Origin of the sequence: Microbacterium bandirmense, from assembly GCF_037204185.1 — a bacterium.
Lineage (GTDB): Bacteria > Actinomycetota > Actinomycetes > Actinomycetales > Microbacteriaceae > Microbacterium > Microbacterium bandirmense.
Window position 1 is genome coordinate 334,751 of sequence record NZ_JBBDGM010000002.1, and the last position, 15,073, is coordinate 349,823.

Annotated in this window: 12 protein-coding genes; 7 read left to right on the forward strand and 5 right to left on the reverse strand. The window is 68.8% G+C overall.

Annotated elements, in window-relative coordinates; genetic code table 11:
* The first annotated feature begins 10 nt into the window (after positions 1-10).
* From glf to WDU99_RS03655, 3 genes are read left to right on the forward strand one after another with little or no spacing between them, the layout of a single operon-like run.
* Positions 11-1,159 carry a UDP-galactopyranose mutase gene (glf, locus tag WDU99_RS03645; RefSeq protein WP_337331074.1) on the forward strand — a complete coding sequence of 383 codons (1,149 nt, stop codon included), beginning with the start codon at positions 11-13 and terminating at the stop codon, positions 1,157-1,159.
* A gap of 1 nt (position 1,160) precedes the next feature.
* Positions 1,161-1,976: an ABC transporter permease gene (locus WDU99_RS03650; RefSeq protein WP_337331075.1), complete on the forward strand. Its 816-nt coding sequence runs from the start codon at positions 1,161-1,163 to the stop codon at positions 1,974-1,976.
* Positions 1,976-2,707 carry an ABC transporter ATP-binding protein gene (locus tag WDU99_RS03655; protein ID WP_337331076.1) on the forward strand — a complete coding sequence of 244 codons (732 nt, stop codon included), beginning with the start codon at positions 1,976-1,978 and terminating at the stop codon, positions 2,705-2,707. Before WDU99_RS03650 ends, WDU99_RS03655 begins: the two co-directional genes overlap by 1 nt.
* Before the next feature lie 23 nt (positions 2,708-2,730).
* Here WDU99_RS03655 and WDU99_RS03660 read toward each other — a convergent pair whose 3' ends face one another.
* The 5 genes from WDU99_RS03660 to WDU99_RS03680 are packed head-to-tail and all read right to left on the reverse strand — an operon-like array spanning position 2,731 to position 8,947.
* A complete protein-coding gene (locus WDU99_RS03660) occupies positions 2,731-3,345 on the reverse strand; it encodes a hypothetical protein (RefSeq protein WP_337331077.1) in 615 nt (204 codons plus the stop codon).
* Positions 3,342-4,301, reverse strand: a complete 960-nt coding sequence (locus WDU99_RS03665) for a glycosyltransferase (RefSeq protein ID WP_337331078.1) — start codon at positions 4,299-4,301, stop codon at positions 3,342-3,344. The genes WDU99_RS03660 and WDU99_RS03665 overlap by 4 nt, the downstream gene beginning before the upstream one ends.
* Positions 4,298-6,208: a glycosyltransferase gene (locus WDU99_RS03670; RefSeq protein ID WP_337331079.1), complete on the reverse strand. Its 1,911-nt coding sequence runs from the start codon at positions 6,206-6,208 to the stop codon at positions 4,298-4,300. The genes WDU99_RS03665 and WDU99_RS03670 overlap by 4 nt, the downstream gene beginning before the upstream one ends.
* Positions 6,209-6,218: 10 nt before the next feature.
* Positions 6,219-7,538 (reverse strand): O-antigen ligase family protein, encoded by a 1,320-nt coding sequence (locus tag WDU99_RS03675; RefSeq protein ID WP_337331080.1) that lies wholly within the window; start codon positions 7,536-7,538, stop codon positions 6,219-6,221.
* Positions 7,535-8,947 (reverse strand): O-antigen ligase family protein, encoded by a 1,413-nt coding sequence (locus WDU99_RS03680; protein ID WP_337331081.1) that lies wholly within the window; start codon positions 8,945-8,947, stop codon positions 7,535-7,537. The genes WDU99_RS03675 and WDU99_RS03680 overlap by 4 nt, the downstream gene beginning before the upstream one ends.
* A 41-nt stretch (positions 8,948-8,988) precedes the next feature.
* On the opposite strand from WDU99_RS03680, the gene manA reads away from it, so the two are divergent.
* The 4 genes from manA to WDU99_RS03700 all read left to right on the forward strand — a co-directional run bounded on the left by manA (position 8,989) and on the right by WDU99_RS03700 (position 15,060).
* Positions 8,989-10,107, forward strand: a complete 1,119-nt coding sequence (gene manA / locus WDU99_RS03685) for a mannose-6-phosphate isomerase, class I (RefSeq protein ID WP_337331082.1) — start codon at positions 8,989-8,991, stop codon at positions 10,105-10,107.
* 175 nt (positions 10,108-10,282) lie between these two features.
* Complete coding sequence (locus tag WDU99_RS03690) at positions 10,283-10,600, forward strand: WhiB family transcriptional regulator (RefSeq protein ID WP_337331083.1); 318 nt, start codon at positions 10,283-10,285, stop codon at positions 10,598-10,600.
* Positions 10,601-10,663: 63 nt separating this feature from the next.
* Positions 10,664-13,684 (forward strand): glycosyltransferase family 2 protein, encoded by a 3,021-nt coding sequence (locus WDU99_RS03695; protein WP_337331084.1) that lies wholly within the window; start codon positions 10,664-10,666, stop codon positions 13,682-13,684.
* Positions 13,681-15,060 carry a DUF5719 family protein gene (locus WDU99_RS03700; RefSeq protein WP_337331085.1) on the forward strand — a complete coding sequence of 460 codons (1,380 nt, stop codon included), beginning with the start codon at positions 13,681-13,683 and terminating at the stop codon, positions 15,058-15,060. Before WDU99_RS03695 ends, WDU99_RS03700 begins: the two co-directional genes overlap by 4 nt.
* Positions 15,061-15,073: the final 13 nt, after the last annotated feature.

The following is a 15,073-nucleotide window of genomic DNA, read 5'->3' on the forward strand; positions in this document are numbered from 1 at the left end:
CGATTGAACTATGGATCTTCTCGTCGTAGGGTCGGGTTTCTTCGGCCTCACCATCGCTGAGCGCGCCGCAGCTGCCGGCCGCAAGGTGACCGTCATCGATCGCCGTCCGCACATCGGCGGAAACGCTTACAGCGAGGCGGAGTCCCAGACCGGCATCGAGGTGCACCGCTACGGAGCGCACCTGTTCCACACCTCCAACCCCACCGTGTGGGAGTACGTGAACAGGTTCACGACCTTCACGAACTACGTGCACCGGGTCTACACGACACACAAGGGCGTCGTCTTCCCGATGCCGGTGAACCTCGGCACGATCAATCAGTTCTTCCAGGCCGCGTACACCCCCGATCAGGCGCGTGCGCTCGTGCGCGAGCAGGCGGGGGAATTCGACGTCAAGACCGCGCAGAACTTCGAGGAGAAGGGCATCGCACTGGTGGGCCGCCCACTGTTCGAGGCGTTCTTCCGCGACTACACCGCCAAGCAGTGGCAGACCGATCCGCACAAGCTGTCGGGCGACATCGTCAGCCGTCTTCCCGTGCGCTACACGTACGACAACCGCTACTTCAACGACACCTGGGAGGGGCTTCCCACCGACGGCTACACCGCGTGGCTCGAGCGCATGGCCGATCACGACAACATCGAGGTCAAGCTCGGGGTCGACTACTTCGACGCATCGCAGCCGCTGAACAAGTCGGCGACAGTCGGGCAGGTTCCCGTCGTGTACACCGGGCCGGTCGACCGCTACTTCGACTACGCCGAGGGCGCACTCAGCTGGCGCACGCTCGACTTCGAGCAGGAGGTGCTCGACACCGCTGACTTCCAGGGCACCAGCGTCATGAACTATCCCGATCTGGACGTGCCCTACACCCGCATCCACGAGTTCAAGCACTTCCACCCCGAGCGCAAGGACATCTTCAACGGCGACAAGACCGTCATCATGCGCGAGTTCTCACGATTCGCCAACCGTGACGACGAGCCCTACTACCCGGTCAACACCCCCGCCGACCGGGACGGGCTGCTGGCCTATCGTGAACTCGCCAAGGGCGAGAACGACGTGCACTTCGGCGGACGGCTGGGCACCTACCAGTACCTCGACATGCACATGGCCATCGGCTCCGCGCTGTCGATGTGGCGCAACCAGTTCTCCGGCGAGAGCGACTGACGTGGCGACGACGGCGGGCGCGCCGGGAACCGCCCGGCGCTACTTCCATTCGCTCTGGCTGCTCTCCGCGCGCGATCTGAAAGTGCGGTACTCGACCAGCGCCCTCGGCTACCTGTGGTCTGTGCTCGACCCACTGGTGATGAGCGCGATCTACTGGTTCGTCTTCACGCAGGTGTTCCAGCGCACAGTGGGCGAACAGCCGTACATCATCTTCCTCATCAGCGCCCTGCTGCCGTGGGTATGGTTCAACGCCGCCGTCGGAGACTTCACCCGCGCCTTCAAGAAGGACGCGCGGCTCGTGCGCTCCACCGCCATCCCGCGGTCCATCTGGGTGAACCGGATCGTGCTGAGCAAGGGGCTCGAGTTCCTGTTCTCCATCCCCGTGCTGGTCACCTTCGTGGTCGTCAATCTGCTCACCGAGACCGACCCCTCCAAGGTCGCGCACATCGGCTGGGGCATCCTGTGGTTCCCCGTGGCCATCGTGCTTCAGGCGGTGCTGCTGATCGGGCTCGGCCTGCTGGTGGCGCCCCTGTGCGCGCTCTACACCGACCTCGAGCGCACCACCGCACTCATCCTTCGCGCACTGTTCTATGCGACGCCGATCATCTACAGCGTCAAGGACCTGCCGGGCCCGTTCGAGACCATCGGCATGTTCAACCCGCTCGCCGGCATCATGACCCTGTATCGTATGGCCTTCTTCCCCGACCAGTGGGATCCACGGGTCGTGCTGATCAGCGTCGCCATGAGCCTGATCATCCTCGTGCTGGGAATCTGGGTCTTCCGCACCCTCGAGCGCCCCGTCCTGAAGGAGCTGTGATGAACGCCGCCATCGAGGTGCGGGGACTCGGCGTCCTCTTCCGTCGCAACCGTCGCGGCACGCGCACGTTCAAGGACCTGTTCGCCGGTGTCAGCCGCAGATCACGGCCGGGGGAGTTCTGGGCACTGCGCGATGTCTCCTTCACCGTCGAGCCCGGCGAGTCGATCGGCGTCGTCGGCAGGAACGGACAGGGCAAGTCCACGCTGCTGCGCCTCGTCGCCGGCGTGCTGCTGCCCGACGAGGGGGAGGTGCAGGTCAACGGAGGCGTTGCACCCCTGATCGAACTCACCGGCGGATTCGTCGGCGATCTGACCGTGCGCGAGAACGTGCGCCTCACGGCCGGCCTGCACGGCATGTCGAAGGCTGAAGTCACCTCGCGCTACGACGAGATGATCGAGTTCGCCGAGCTGCAGGATTTCCAGGACACGCCCTATAAGCACCTGTCCAACGGAATGAAGGTGCGCCTGGCATTCTCCGTCGTGTCACAGCTCGACGAGCCCATCATGCTCGTCGACGAGGTGCTCGCCGTCGGTGACAAAGCGTTCCGCGAGAAGTGCTACAAGCGCATCGACGAGCTGCTCGCCGATGGGCGCACGCTGTTCTTCGTCAGCCACAGCGAACGCGATCTGCGCCGCTTCTGCAAGCGCGGTCTCTACCTGAACAAGGGCGAGCTCGTGCTCGACGGTCCGATCGGGGACGTGCTCGACCGGTACAACGCCGATCACGGCTGACACTCCGCCGCGACCGGCAGTGGTCAGCCGTCGACGAGATCCTGGAGTTCGCTCAGCGCCGACCTCGCCGAAGACAGCGCCCCCGCCGTCGCTGAGCCGGTCTCGAACGCCTTGCGCAGGTTGTCCAGGGAGGTGCCGTAGGCGCTCACCGCGTTCGCCCATCCGTCGGCGATCGAGCTCGGTGCCACAGCATCCGCCATCCGTCCCGCATCGCCTCGCAGCTGCTCGGCGATCTGCATCCCCTCCTGGGAATCGGCATCGCTCGCGTAAGACAGCCCGGTCTCTGCGTCATCGAGCAGCGGCTGCACCTTCGTACGGAAGACGGGCAGCGCCGGATCGGCAGGCGTTGGCGGAGTGGCGGTCGGCTGAGGAGCCGGCGGCTGACTCGGCGTCGGTGTCGGTGTCGGTGTCGGTGTCGGAGTGGCGGATGCTGACGGCGTGACGGACGGCGTCGCTGACGTCGAGATGGTCGGGCCGGGCGCCGGCTCCGCGGACGCCCACGGACGCACGACAAGCAGGAAGACGCCAACGGCGATCACCACGGCTGCGGCGATGAGCACGCCGATCAGCCAGCCGCGCCCACCGCGGCGCCTCTCCTCGGGAAACGCCCAGACGTATTCGGGCTCGCGCTCGGTCACACTTCCTCCAGGACGGGCATGGGTCGCCAGCTGCGATCCCGGCCGATGCGCCCGCCGTCACGCAGGCCGCGGAACAGGTTGCTGGTGCCGCGCACGGTGCGCTCGACGAACACCAGACGGATCAGCTCCTTGAAGAACGTGGCCGCGGTGCCCAGGCCGAACAGCACGGGATTGTAGACCCCGTGGGTGCGGTAGTAGTGCTTGATGAAGGCCCGGTTGCGCATGATGTAGTACCGGTAGGCGTTGCTCGAGGCGTTGAGGTGGCGGATCCCCATGTCCCACTGCCTGATCTCGCGGGTTCGTCGCAGCACGAACTCGTCGACGATCACGGCGGTCGTCAGGCGCGATGCCATCCAGCCGTACACCTGGTCGTCCCAGTAGATGAAGAATCGAGGGTCAGGGAGCCCGACCTGCTGCACGATCGAGCGGTGGATGAACATTCCCTCGAAGCAGCCGCTGTTCATCTCGCGGTAGCCCGCAGTGTCGAACTCCGACGGCGCGAAGGGGATGGGGATGCCCATGCGCTCGGCGATGCGGTACTGCCAGTAGAACTCGCTGCCATCGTAGTCGTAGCGGCGCCCCTGGATGCTCTTGAAACGCCGCGACCAGCGCCCCATCTTGGCCAGTCCATCGGGCAGCACCTCGACGTCATCGTCCATCAGCCAGATCCACTCCGAGCCCAGCTCGTAGGCGGTGCGCATGCCCTCGCTGAAGCCGCCGGATCCGCCCGTGTTCGTCTCGAGGCGGCGGTAGACGATCTCGGTGCCGATGTCGGCCCGGAAGCCCTCGACGACCTCGGTCGTGTCATCCGCGGAGTCGTTGTCGATGATGACGACCCGACCCGGCTTCGGATCCATGGCGCGGATGCTGCTGAGCAGGCCGGTCAGCAGGTGGGAGCGATTGTACGTCACGATCACGATGGATGCGGACGCCGGATCGAACGCGTTCGCGGTCATGACTTCTCCTCGAAGGTCTGCTGCCAGGCAGCATCCGACACCAGGTCGGGCAGTGCTGCACGGTACTCAGCCTGCAGTCTGGGCCAGTTCCTGCGCAGGCGGGCGTGCAGTCGCACCGTGTCGATCAGCATCCGACGGTAGCGCCCGCGATCACGGGTATAGATGTTCTTCCCCGACCCGTCGGCCGCACTCACCAGCGCACTGTCGAACAGCGGGACGCGCCACCAGTGCGCGTCTCCCTTGCCGAACTCCACTTCGGGCTGTGCCACGTTGGCGGGGTCGGGCTGCCGAATCCAATGTGCCACGAGAGTGCGGAACGTGAACCAGCGCAACCGCAGCCCGGTGGGGCTGTCGAACTCGTGCTGCTTCAGGCGCTTGTACACCTGGCGGCCCTTGCGGGAGTGCAGTACCCGGCTGGGGTCCCGGTGCACGACTGTCTCGGGGTGCTCGGCGGCGATCCGGCGCGCCTCGGGCATCGCCGTGGCGAGGTTTCCGCGCATGTGCGCCGGCCCCGACAGCACATCGCGCAGCGCGCGCGCACGCAGCTCGGCCGGGTAGTACTGCATCATCATCAGATGCTTGAGGTCCACGCGCCGGCTGTGCGTGAGCAGCCGGCCGCCGCGCGGCGCATTGGAGTGCAGCAGAGCCGCGACGATGCGGTTGCGCGCGTGGAAGTACGCCTGCCAGTCGATCGTGTCGTCCTTGTTGACCCACGAGACGTGCCACAGCGCGACGCCCGGCAGTGAGACCGTGGGGAAGCCCGCCTCACCGGCGCGCAGGCAGAACTCGGCATCGTCCCATTTGATGAACGCCGGCAGCGAGAGCCCGACCTCCCGGATGACGTCGAGGGGGATCAGACACATCCACCAGCCGTTGTAGTCGGCATCCATTCGCATGTGCAGCAGGGGCGACTGGCGCAGGTTCGCGACGCCGAAGTCGTGCGGCATCTTCTCCTGGTACAGGTTGCGCCACATGAACGGGTGCTCATCGACGACCTCGGCCCAGCCGTGCAGCTTGGGGCGGTCGAGCAGATCGAACATGTGCCCGCCGACGAGCACGGGTGAGGTCGCGTACCGCCCGAAGACGATGGACCGGCGCAGCGACTCGGGCTCGAGCCGTACATCGTCGTCGAGCAGCTGCACGAAATCGCTCTCGGGACGCTGCAGCGCCTCATGCATCGATCTCGAGAACCCGCCCGAGCCGCCGAGGTTTGGCTGCCGGATCACTCGCAGGGTCTCGCCCAGCTCTTCGGCGACCTCGGCGTACCCGTCCTGGTCGGCCACGAGCTGCGTCCCCTGGTCGATCAGGAACACCCGGTCGACGACATCGAGCACATCGGGTGCGTCGGCGAGTGCACGCAGCGTCTCGACGCAGTAATCGGGCTTGTTGTAGGTCGTGATGCCCAGCGAGGCGCTGCCTGTGCGCACCGGCTCCTGCTCGGTGGTCCACTCGGCGCCTTCGAGCACCGCGTGCTTCTCGTCTGCGACGATGTCGAACCAGATCCAGCCGCCGTCGCTGTATTCGGTGAGCGCGAGATCGAACGTCGTCGTGACCTCGCCGTCGACCTCGCGGGTGTCGATGCGCTGGCGGATGCCGCTGCCGTTGGAGCGGTAGACCAGGATGGTCGCCAGGCCGGTCGTGCGCACGGTCAGCGTGATCTGGCGCACGCTCGTCCAGTGCTGCCAGTACGAGGCGGGGAACGCGTTGAAGTAGGTGCCGAACGAGACGCGACGCCCCGATGAGATGCGGACGCGACGACGGTCGAGGATGTTGCCGAGCTGGGCGCGATTCGACACGCGAACAGGCTCCTCGTCGATCACCGACCAGGTCTCGGGGTCGGCGTACAGGGGCAGCAGATCCGGGTCGCGGTCGAGGGGGAAGACGACGTTCTGCAGCACGTGGGTCACAGAGGAAAGCCTACCCGGCGATATCTCGGGATCCGCCCTCCGGGCGCAGTGTCGGGACCGCCCCGGTCTGCGCTGCATCGATGTTCTCGCGCCACGATCGGCTCTGTCCGGCGCGCAGCAGGCACAGCACCAGAAGCAGCCAGCCACTACCGGTCAGCGTGAAGCTCTCGAACATCGAATCGACCGCGAGCGTCATCAGCACGAGGGGCGTCCAGGCGTAGACGACCGAGCGGCGCACGCTCGCCACCAGCCACGACCGCACGAGCGCGACGCAGCCCATGATCAGGAACAGCACCAGCCCGATCCAGCCGAGTTGCAGCAGGATGTCGAAGTAGGCGTTCAGCGCCGACTGGTGATGATCGGCGAGCAAGAAGTTGATGTAGGTGAACGGGAACTCGCCCCGCGGCCACGGCCCGAACCAGCCGTAGCCGCTGACCGGGCGCTGGGCGACGAAGTCGAGGATCATATTCCACAGGTCGGCGCGGGTGGAGAAGTCCGAGCCCGCGTCGAGCAGTCGGATGATCGGATGCCGCAGCGCGAAGGCCAGTGCGAGAGCCACTGCGACAAGGCTTCCGAGCACCCACTGCACCGTCGCCCGTCGCGCGGGGTCGGTGTGCCGCACGATCGTGAGCGCGATCGTGGCGACACCGACGGCCAGGGCGAGTACGAGCACGGTCGGCGAGGCCGACAGCAGCGCGAGAGCGGCGCCCAGCGACACCGAGAGCACCCCGACGAAACGACCAATCGACTGCGTGCGCCACTCGATCACGAAGGTGATCAGGGCGATCACCGCGATGAACCCCAGCATGTTGCGGGTGCCGAAGATGCCCTGCACGGGGCCCCCGAGTGCGAGGTTGCCCTCGATGCCGAGGATCGTGAACGGCATGTCGAGCAGCACCCCGGAGACCAGCTCCAGGCCGAGCGAGACACCCAGCAGCCACCGCAGGGTGTCGCCGATCGCGCGCACCGTCTGCAGGGTGTCGCGCACGTGGCCGATCGTGATGGCGATGATCGCGTAGCCCAGCAGTGTGAGCCACCCCGTGAGCGTCTGCGAGCGGTCGGAACTCCAGATCGTGCTGATCAGCGCGAGCCCCATGAACGCCAGCAGCGATGTCGGCGCCAGGCGCAGCAGCGAGAGCTCGTCGCGGCGGGCGAGTAGCATGGCGATGCCGATGAGTGCGAGCACGGTGATGATGGTCGCCAGGGTCACGGTCGACATCAGCCGGGTGATCGCGAACGACAGGAAAGCGGCTGTCAGCGCGGTGAGCGTGTACGCGCGGGCGAACTCGGCGGAGGCGAGCAGCGAGATCACGTAGCGCCGCGGACTCATGGCACCCGCCGCGCCCTGGTGGGTGGCGTCGACGCGGGCGCGTCAGCGCCCTCGCCGATCAGCGGTGCGGACTTGATCTTGAACGACAGCAGGATCAGCAACAGCCAGCCCCACAGCATGATCGGGGCCGATTCGGCCAGCCCCTCCACGAGCAGCACGGTCACCAGCAGCAGGGGCAGTAGAGCCAGGGGTGAGTACGCGCGAGTCGCATCGAGGTCCCAACGGGGGCGATCCACGGCGAAGAACCAAGCCCTCCATGTGAGCGCCAGCCAGGCCAGGGCCATCAGTGCGACGCCCACCACTCCGAGCTGCAGGAAGACATCGAGCCACATGTTGTGCGCGTGAAAGACCGTCAGACCGTGGTCGACGATCCAGCCGTCGAAGCCCGGAGCCCAGGGCACCCACGGCGACGAGAAGCCGTTGCCGAAGACCGGACGGGTGACCGCTCGCTCCCACACCGACTGCCAGATCTCGAGACGTCCGGTGAGGTCGCCGCTCTTGCCGAACAGGGCGAGCAGCTGGTCGCGCAGCAGCACCGCGGCGCTCACCCCGGCAACCGCGACGGCGGTGAACACCAGGTACATCGTGCGCCGCTGGCCTGGCCTGTGTGCCGTGCGGGCGATCAGTGCGGCGGCCAGCACGGCCAGTACCACCGCGATGCTCAGGTACACCGTGGCAGAGGCGGCCTTCAGCATCAGCACCAGCGCGAGCACGGCCCAGACGACGAGCATCGCCCGGCGCCGGGCGTGCGCGGCGAACAGCACGGCGAACACGATCAGTGCGAACAGGCACATCACCGCGAGCGTGTGTGCGTTCCCGACGATTCCCTGGATGCGGCCGTCGTTGAACAGGTTTCCGCGCACCCAGTACAGGTGCGGGTCGATCTCGCCCTCGGGCAGGTCGACGAAGTTCGGCAGCAGCGGCTCCTGCCGCACTAGCGCCACCCACAGTTCGATCGCCAGCGACAGGGCGAGGATGAGCTTCAGTGTCGTCGACAGTGCGCGGACGATCTCGTTCCAGGTCAGCAGGGTGGCCACGAGGAGCGCGGTGACCGTCACGGCGGCCAGCAGCACCCAGGTCAGCAGCGTCGCGCCCGGCCACTTCGACCAGAGGATCGACAGCAGCGCGAGGGTGCCGTACCCGAGCGCGACCCAGGGCAGACGGCGCCAGCGGAAGGCACTCGGCCGGCCGCGCACGATGGCGGGGATCCAGATCGCCAGCGAAGCCAGCGTGAGCACGGCGATCACGACCACCGCGCCGACCGCCCCGACGAGGTTGTACACGGCCGTGTGCGCGAACACCGCGAACAGCGTCAGCACGCAGTACGCGCGCACCATCAGGTGCCGCGTCGTCTCTCGTGCAGGGGCGGCGGGCGGCGTCGCCGCGGGATGCTTGGTGTACACGGCCATCGGGATCAGGCTACCGCGCGTGACCTCGTACGCTGGTGAGCATGCTGCTCACCATCACGAACGAACCGCGCGACTACGCCTGGGGATCGACCTCTCTGATCGCCGGGCTCGAGGGGCGCGCTCCGTCCGCCGCGCCCGAGGCCGAGGTGTGGTTCGGCGACCATCCGGCTGATCCTGCCGACGTGGCGACGGGCGGGACCCTCGACGCGGTGACCGGTGGCACCCTCCCGTATCTGCTCAAGCTGCTCGCCGCAGCCGCTCCGCTGTCGATCCAGGTGCACCCCACGCGCGAGCAGGCGAGGCGGGGGTTCGCGCTCGAAGCGGATCGTGACCCCGGCGACCCCACGCGCAACTACCGCGACGACAACCACAAGCCCGAGCTGATCGTCGCGCTCAGCGATCGCTTCGAGGCGCTCAGCGGCCTGCGCCCCGTCGCGGACACGCTGCGACTGCTGGCATCCTTGCCCTCCTCGCCGGGCGTCGAGGCGCTGCGCACCCGACTGGCAGGGGGAGACGACGCCGAGGCGCTGCGCCACACGATCGCGTGGCTGCTCTCCGGCACCGCACGGGCAGAGGTCGATGACATCATCTCCGCGCTTGCGACCGCGCACTCGGACGAGTTCGCCGAGACGCTCGACGCGGTGCGCGCGATCGCCGACCGCAACGCGGGGGATGCCGGTGTCGTGGTCGCGCTGCTGATGAACTACCTGGTGCTGCGCCCCGGCCAGGCCATCTTCTTGCGCGCGGGACTGCTGCACGCGTACGTCTCGGGCCTGGGCGTGGAGATCATGGCCGCCAGCGACAACGTGCTGCGCGGAGGTCTGACCCCGAAGCACATCGACGTCGATGAGCTGATGTCGATCGTCGACACCACACCGGCGCCGGTGCCGGTGCAGACCTCGACGGGCGCGGTGACCGCATTCGACATCCCGGTCGATGACTTCGCGCTGCGCCGTGTGCAGGTCGACGGTGAGGTCGCCCTCGAGGTCACCGGTCCGACGATGGTGCTGGCGACATCCGGCCGGATCGGCGTCGGATCGGCGTCGGGGGAGAACCTGCCCGTCACGGTCGGCACCGCGGTGTTCGCGACGGTCGACGAGCGCACGCTGACCCTGCGGGGGCAGGGCGAGGCCTTCGTCGCCGAGCCCGGACGTCCCTGAGCGGGCGAGCGCGACAGCCCGGGCGTGGCGCGCGCGACACGCCGGACGAAGGTCAATGAACCTTAAACGGCCTCTTGAGGGTTTACGATCTGCGACTTGACCCTGACGAATGACACGGGTGTAATTAGGTGAAGAACGGCCCGTGGGGGGCAGTAAGCAGGGTTGGGAGATCGAGATGACGGGTTACCGCTCAGACGTTCCCGAGAATTGGTTCGTCGATCCGGTCGACCTCGGAGTGCCAGGAGTGCGCCGGGCCGAACAGGATGACGACGGTGCACTCGCCTGGCAGGCGGATGCACTGTGTGCGCAGACGGACCCGGAGGCGTTCTTCCCCGAGAAGGGCGGCTCCACTCGGGATGCCAAGCGCATCTGCGCCACGTGCGACGTGCGTGGCGAATGCCTGGAGTACGCGTTGAACAACGACGAGCGCTTCGGGATCTGGGGCGGCCTCAGCGAACGCGAGCGCCGCAAGCTCAAGCGTCGCGCGAGTTGATCGCGGGCGCGCCGGACTCAGTGTCCGGCGTCCCGCGTCCGCGTGCCTAGGCTGGCTTCTGCCATGCCAGCCCGAGTTCATGCCATCGCCGTCGTCCGCGCCGGCGAAAGAGCCAGCATCCAGCTTCTGCAGACGCTCGACGCCGTCCGCGCTCAGTCCACGCGACCGGATGCGGTCACGGTCGTCGTGCTCGGCGACGGTTCGCATGTGCGCGCGGCCGCGGGCCTCGGTGACATCGTCGAGGGCGTGATCGAGGCGCGCTCGACCACCACTTACGCCGAAGCCGTGGCACTCGCAGACCCGCGGGTCCCCGATGGGGCTTCGGTGTGGCTCCTCGCTCAGGACACCGAGCCCCGCAGCGACGCGCTGCAGCTGCTCACCGGCGCTCTCGAGCGCTCGCCGTCCGCCGCCATCGCCGCCCCCAAACTGGTCCGCGAGGACGACGACCGCGAGATCCAGTCGCTCGGCGTCAGCATGACCCGGTTCGGCCGCTCGGTCGAGCTGGCCGCCGGCGAGCTCGATCAGGGCCAGCACGATTCCGTGGAGGACGCGCTCGGCGCGGATGTGCGCGGGATGCTGATCCGCGGTGCTGCACCGAAGGTGCTGCGACCCGACGTCGGGCTCGGGGGAGCCGACGAGGGACTCGATCTGGGTGTGCGGGCACGCCTCGGTGGAGCACGGGTGGTGCTCGTGCCCTCCGCCAGGGTGGGCGTCCGGCCCGACGGGCCTGCGGCCCTTCCGCGCAGACGCGTGAGCCGGGCGTGGATGACCCGACGCGCCCAGCTGCACCGCCGGCTGACGTACGCACCGGCCGCCGCAGTGCCGTTGCACTGGCTGAGTCTGCTGCCGCTCGCGCTGTGGCGATCGATCACGCACCTCATCGGCAAGCGCCCGGGTGAAGTGGCGCCCGAATGGGGCGCCGCCCTCGCCGCCATGGTCGGCTTCGGACCGGTGGTCCGCTCGCGCGCGGGCATCCGAAAGTTCCGCCGTGCCTCCTGGGCCTCGATCGCCCCACTGCGCGTCTCACACGATCAACTGCGACAGCGGCTGGATGACGGCCATGGCAGCGAGCACGGTGCGGTCAGCGAACTGCGATTCTTCGGCGGCGGCGCGTGGGCCGTGCTCGCCGCGCTGGTCGTGAGCATCGCGGTGTTCGTGCCGATGCTGGCCTGGCCGGCCATCGGCGGGGGACAGCTGCTGCCGCTGCGCGAGACGCTCACCGCCCTCTGGGCCGACGCCGCCTGGGGGCAGCGCGATCTCGGACTGGACGTGCTCGGGCCCGCCGACCCGTTCACCGCGGTGCTCGCGGTGCTCGGTTCACTGTGGCCGGGATCGCCCTCCTACGCCCTCGTGCTGCTCTGGCTCACCGCGCTGCCGCTTGCCGTGCTCGGTGGTTGGTTCGCGGCGACTCGGGTGACCGACCGCTCCGGCCTGCGCATCCTCGGCGGAGTGCTGTGGGCGCTGGCGCCGACGTTCCTGACGGCGCTGGTCGAGGGGCGGCCGGCCGCGGTGATCCTGCACCTGCTGCTGCCGTGGGTGTTCCACTCCGCGGCCGTCGCGCACCGATCGTGGGGGGCCGCGGGGGCGGCGTCGCTGCTGATCGCCGCGGCGCTGGCCTGTGCTCCCTCGCTAGGCCCCGCCTTCCTGCTGCTGTGGGTGCTGGCGCTGGTGCTGGTGCTGATCTCGGGTCGGCTGCGCGCCGCGGCGCGCGTGTTCTGGCTGCTCATCCCGGCAGCGGCACTGTTCGCCCCACTGATCATCTGGCAGCTGCGTCACGGCGACCCGTGGGCGCTGCTGGCCGACCCGGCAACCGTGCGGATCCTCGATCAGGTCACCGCCGATCCGGCGGGGCGCGGAGTGGTCGCGAGCGGCTTCCCCTCCGCAGATCGAGCCGGCTGGGAGTGGTTCGCCGGCGGTGAGGTCGCGGTCTGGATCCCGCTGCTGCTCGCGCCGGTGGCCCTGCTCGCCCTCGCATCCGCGCTGTCTCCGCGGTGGCGTGCCGGATTCGCCCTGCTGCTGACCTCGATGACGGGCATCGTCACCGCCCTGCTCTCGGTGGGTGTCGTCGTATCGTTCGTCCAGGGCGCCGGCACTGCGCTCTGGCCGGGCAGTGCGCTCAGCCTCGCGTGGCTCGGTGCGGTCGGCGCCGCGCTGGTCACCCTCGACACCGTCGTCGCCCTCGCACCGCTGCGCATCGGGGCCGCACTCGTCGCCGCAGTGGGCGTCGCCGTGTGTGCGCTGCCCGGCCTGCTGGCGGTCAACACCGGCAACGCCGAGGTGCGCAACGCGTCGACCAGCACGCTGCCGGCCCTGGTCGTCGCCCAGGCTGCGACCGAGCCCGATCGCGCCACGCTGGTGCTGACGCCCGACAGCGACGGCGCCCTGGGCGTGCGGGTCATCTGGGGGGCGAGTGAGACGCTGGGGGCGCAGACGACGATGCTCAGCACCGCGACGACCCCACGGGGGACCGACGTGGCGCACGAAGCGGTCGACCTGCTCTCGGCACGCGACTTCGAGGCCGCCGAGGCGCTCGCCGCGCGCGGCATCAGCTTCGTGCTGCTCGTCCAGACACCTGATGAGAACGATCGCGCACGCAACATGCACGACGACGCGGTCATCGCGATCGACGAGCGCTCGGGCTTCGTCAAGGCCGGTGAGACCGCGCACGGCGTGCTGTGGAGCGTCGGCGTGCCGATCGCCGACCGCACCGAACCCGGGCACACGTCGCAGACGATCGGGCGGATCGTCGGCGTGGTGCAGCTGATCGTGGTCTTCGCCGCGCTGCTGCTCGCCATCCCGACCCGGGCCTCGCGCCGCGCCGCACGGTCACGGCCTCGCGTGGTCGGGCGCGCCGCCGACGAGCCGATCGTGCTCCCGCGGCGCGCTGAAGCACGGCCCGGGGTCACGCCCGTCGACGCTCATGCGGATGCCCAGGTGGGCGAGAAGGATGCCAATGCCCAGGCGGGCGAGAAGGCTGCCCGGGCGGACGAGAAGGTCTCTGAGGCGGACGAGAAGGATGCCGAGGCGGACGCCAAAGATGCTGAGGCGCGAGCCGAGGATGCCGATGCGGAGGGAACACGATGAAGCAGCGGACGATCCGCCTCGCCGCCACGGGCGCGCGCCTTGTCACAGGTGCGGCGGTCGTCGCCGCCTGTGTGGTGGGCGTCACGGCCGCCGTCGCAGCGCCCTGGCCGTCCGTGCAGAACACACCCGCGACCACGACGGTCACCCCGGTGCCCGGCGACACGACCCTGGTGTGCGACGGATCCTTCCGCGCGCTGGGGCGGGATTCGAGCCGGGCCGATCTGATGGTCTCGGCGGGGGTGCCCCGACTGCGTGTGGAGACCGGCGGCAGCGACGCCGCATCGGAACCGCTGCAGATGCCGGACATGCAGGGCGGAGAGAATGCCCAGACCATCACGGCGACCGTCGACGACCGCACCGCACCGCTGATCGCCGCGTCAGAATCGCTGCGCCTCGACGAAGACGACCTGCGCGGCTTCGCCGCCGCCCCCTGCCGTGAGGCGGGCATGCAGTCCTGGATCGTCGGCGGTGACGTCTCGACAGGAGCATCCGACATCATCGTGCTCTCGAACCCCGGCACCGTGCCGGCGACCGTCGACCTCACCGTGTACGGCATCGAGAGGTCGTCGTCGACCACGATCGTGCCGCCGCGCACGCAGGTGGGACTGTCGCTGGCATCCGTCGCCTCGGGACAGAACCGCCCCGTCGTCGAGATCGTCTCGTCCGGCGCGCCCGTGCGGGCCGCATTGCAGTCGGCCTACACCCGCACGCTCGAGGCCGTCGGCATCGACCTGCAGGACGGCATGGCGGCGCCGCAGAAGCAGCTGACGATCGTCGGCGTGCGCTCCGTCCCCGCGACGGACGGGGACGACGCATCGGGCGCGGTGCTGCGCATGCTCGCCCCCGATGAGGATGCCCGTGCGACTGTGCGCGTGCGCGGCGAGGGATCGGACGAGGTGCGCGACGAATACAGCTTCGAGCTGGCAGCCGGCATCCCCAGCGAGATCGCGCTGAGCGGACTGGCCGCCGGGGCCTACGACATCGAGATCGACAGCTCGGCGCCGCTCGTCGCCGCAGTCCGGCAGACCCAGGTCAGGAGCGAGCGCCAGGACTTCTCCTGGATGCTGCCCGCACCGCCGCTGGAAGGGCGTCAGATGTTCTCGGTGCCAGCCGGTGCGCCGAGCACGCTGTACCTGCGCAACACCGCCGACGCGCCTGTGACGGTGACCCTTGAGGGTGAGGACTCGCAGACGATCGAGCTGCCGGCGTCGGGGGCGTCATCCGTGCCCCTGCGGGGCGAGTCGTACACGATCGAAGCCTCGGCCCCCATGCATGCCGCGATCGGCATGCTCAGCACCAGCGGAGCGCCGGCGATAGCCGGGTGGCCGCTCTGGGCCCCGGCGGCGACCCAGCAGCCGATCGTCGTGCATCACTGAACCAGCGAGCGTG

Coding starts and splice junctions, on each gene's coding strand:
- glf (WP_337331074.1), top strand. CDS start 11: ATGGATCTTCTCGTCGTAGGGTCGGGTTTCTTCGGCCTCACCATCGCT.
- WDU99_RS03655 (WP_337331076.1), top strand. CDS start 1,976: ATGAACGCCGCCATCGAGGTGCGGGGACTCGGCGTCCTCTTCCGTCGC.
- WDU99_RS03665 (WP_337331078.1), bottom strand. CDS start 4,301: ATGACCGCGAACGCGTTCGATCCGGCGTCCGCATCCATCGTGATCGTG.
- WDU99_RS03675 (WP_337331080.1), bottom strand. CDS start 7,538: ATGAGTCCGCGGCGCTACGTGATCTCGCTGCTCGCCTCCGCCGAGTTC.
- WDU99_RS03680 (WP_337331081.1), bottom strand. CDS start 8,947: ATGGCCGTGTACACCAAGCATCCCGCGGCGACGCCGCCCGCCGCCCCT.
- manA (WP_337331082.1), top strand. CDS start 8,989: ATGCTGCTCACCATCACGAACGAACCGCGCGACTACGCCTGGGGATCG.
- WDU99_RS03690 (WP_337331083.1), top strand. CDS start 10,283: ATGACGGGTTACCGCTCAGACGTTCCCGAGAATTGGTTCGTCGATCCG.
- WDU99_RS03695 (WP_337331084.1), top strand. CDS start 10,664: ATGCCAGCCCGAGTTCATGCCATCGCCGTCGTCCGCGCCGGCGAAAGA.
- WDU99_RS03700 (WP_337331085.1), top strand. CDS start 13,681: ATGAAGCAGCGGACGATCCGCCTCGCCGCCACGGGCGCGCGCCTTGTC.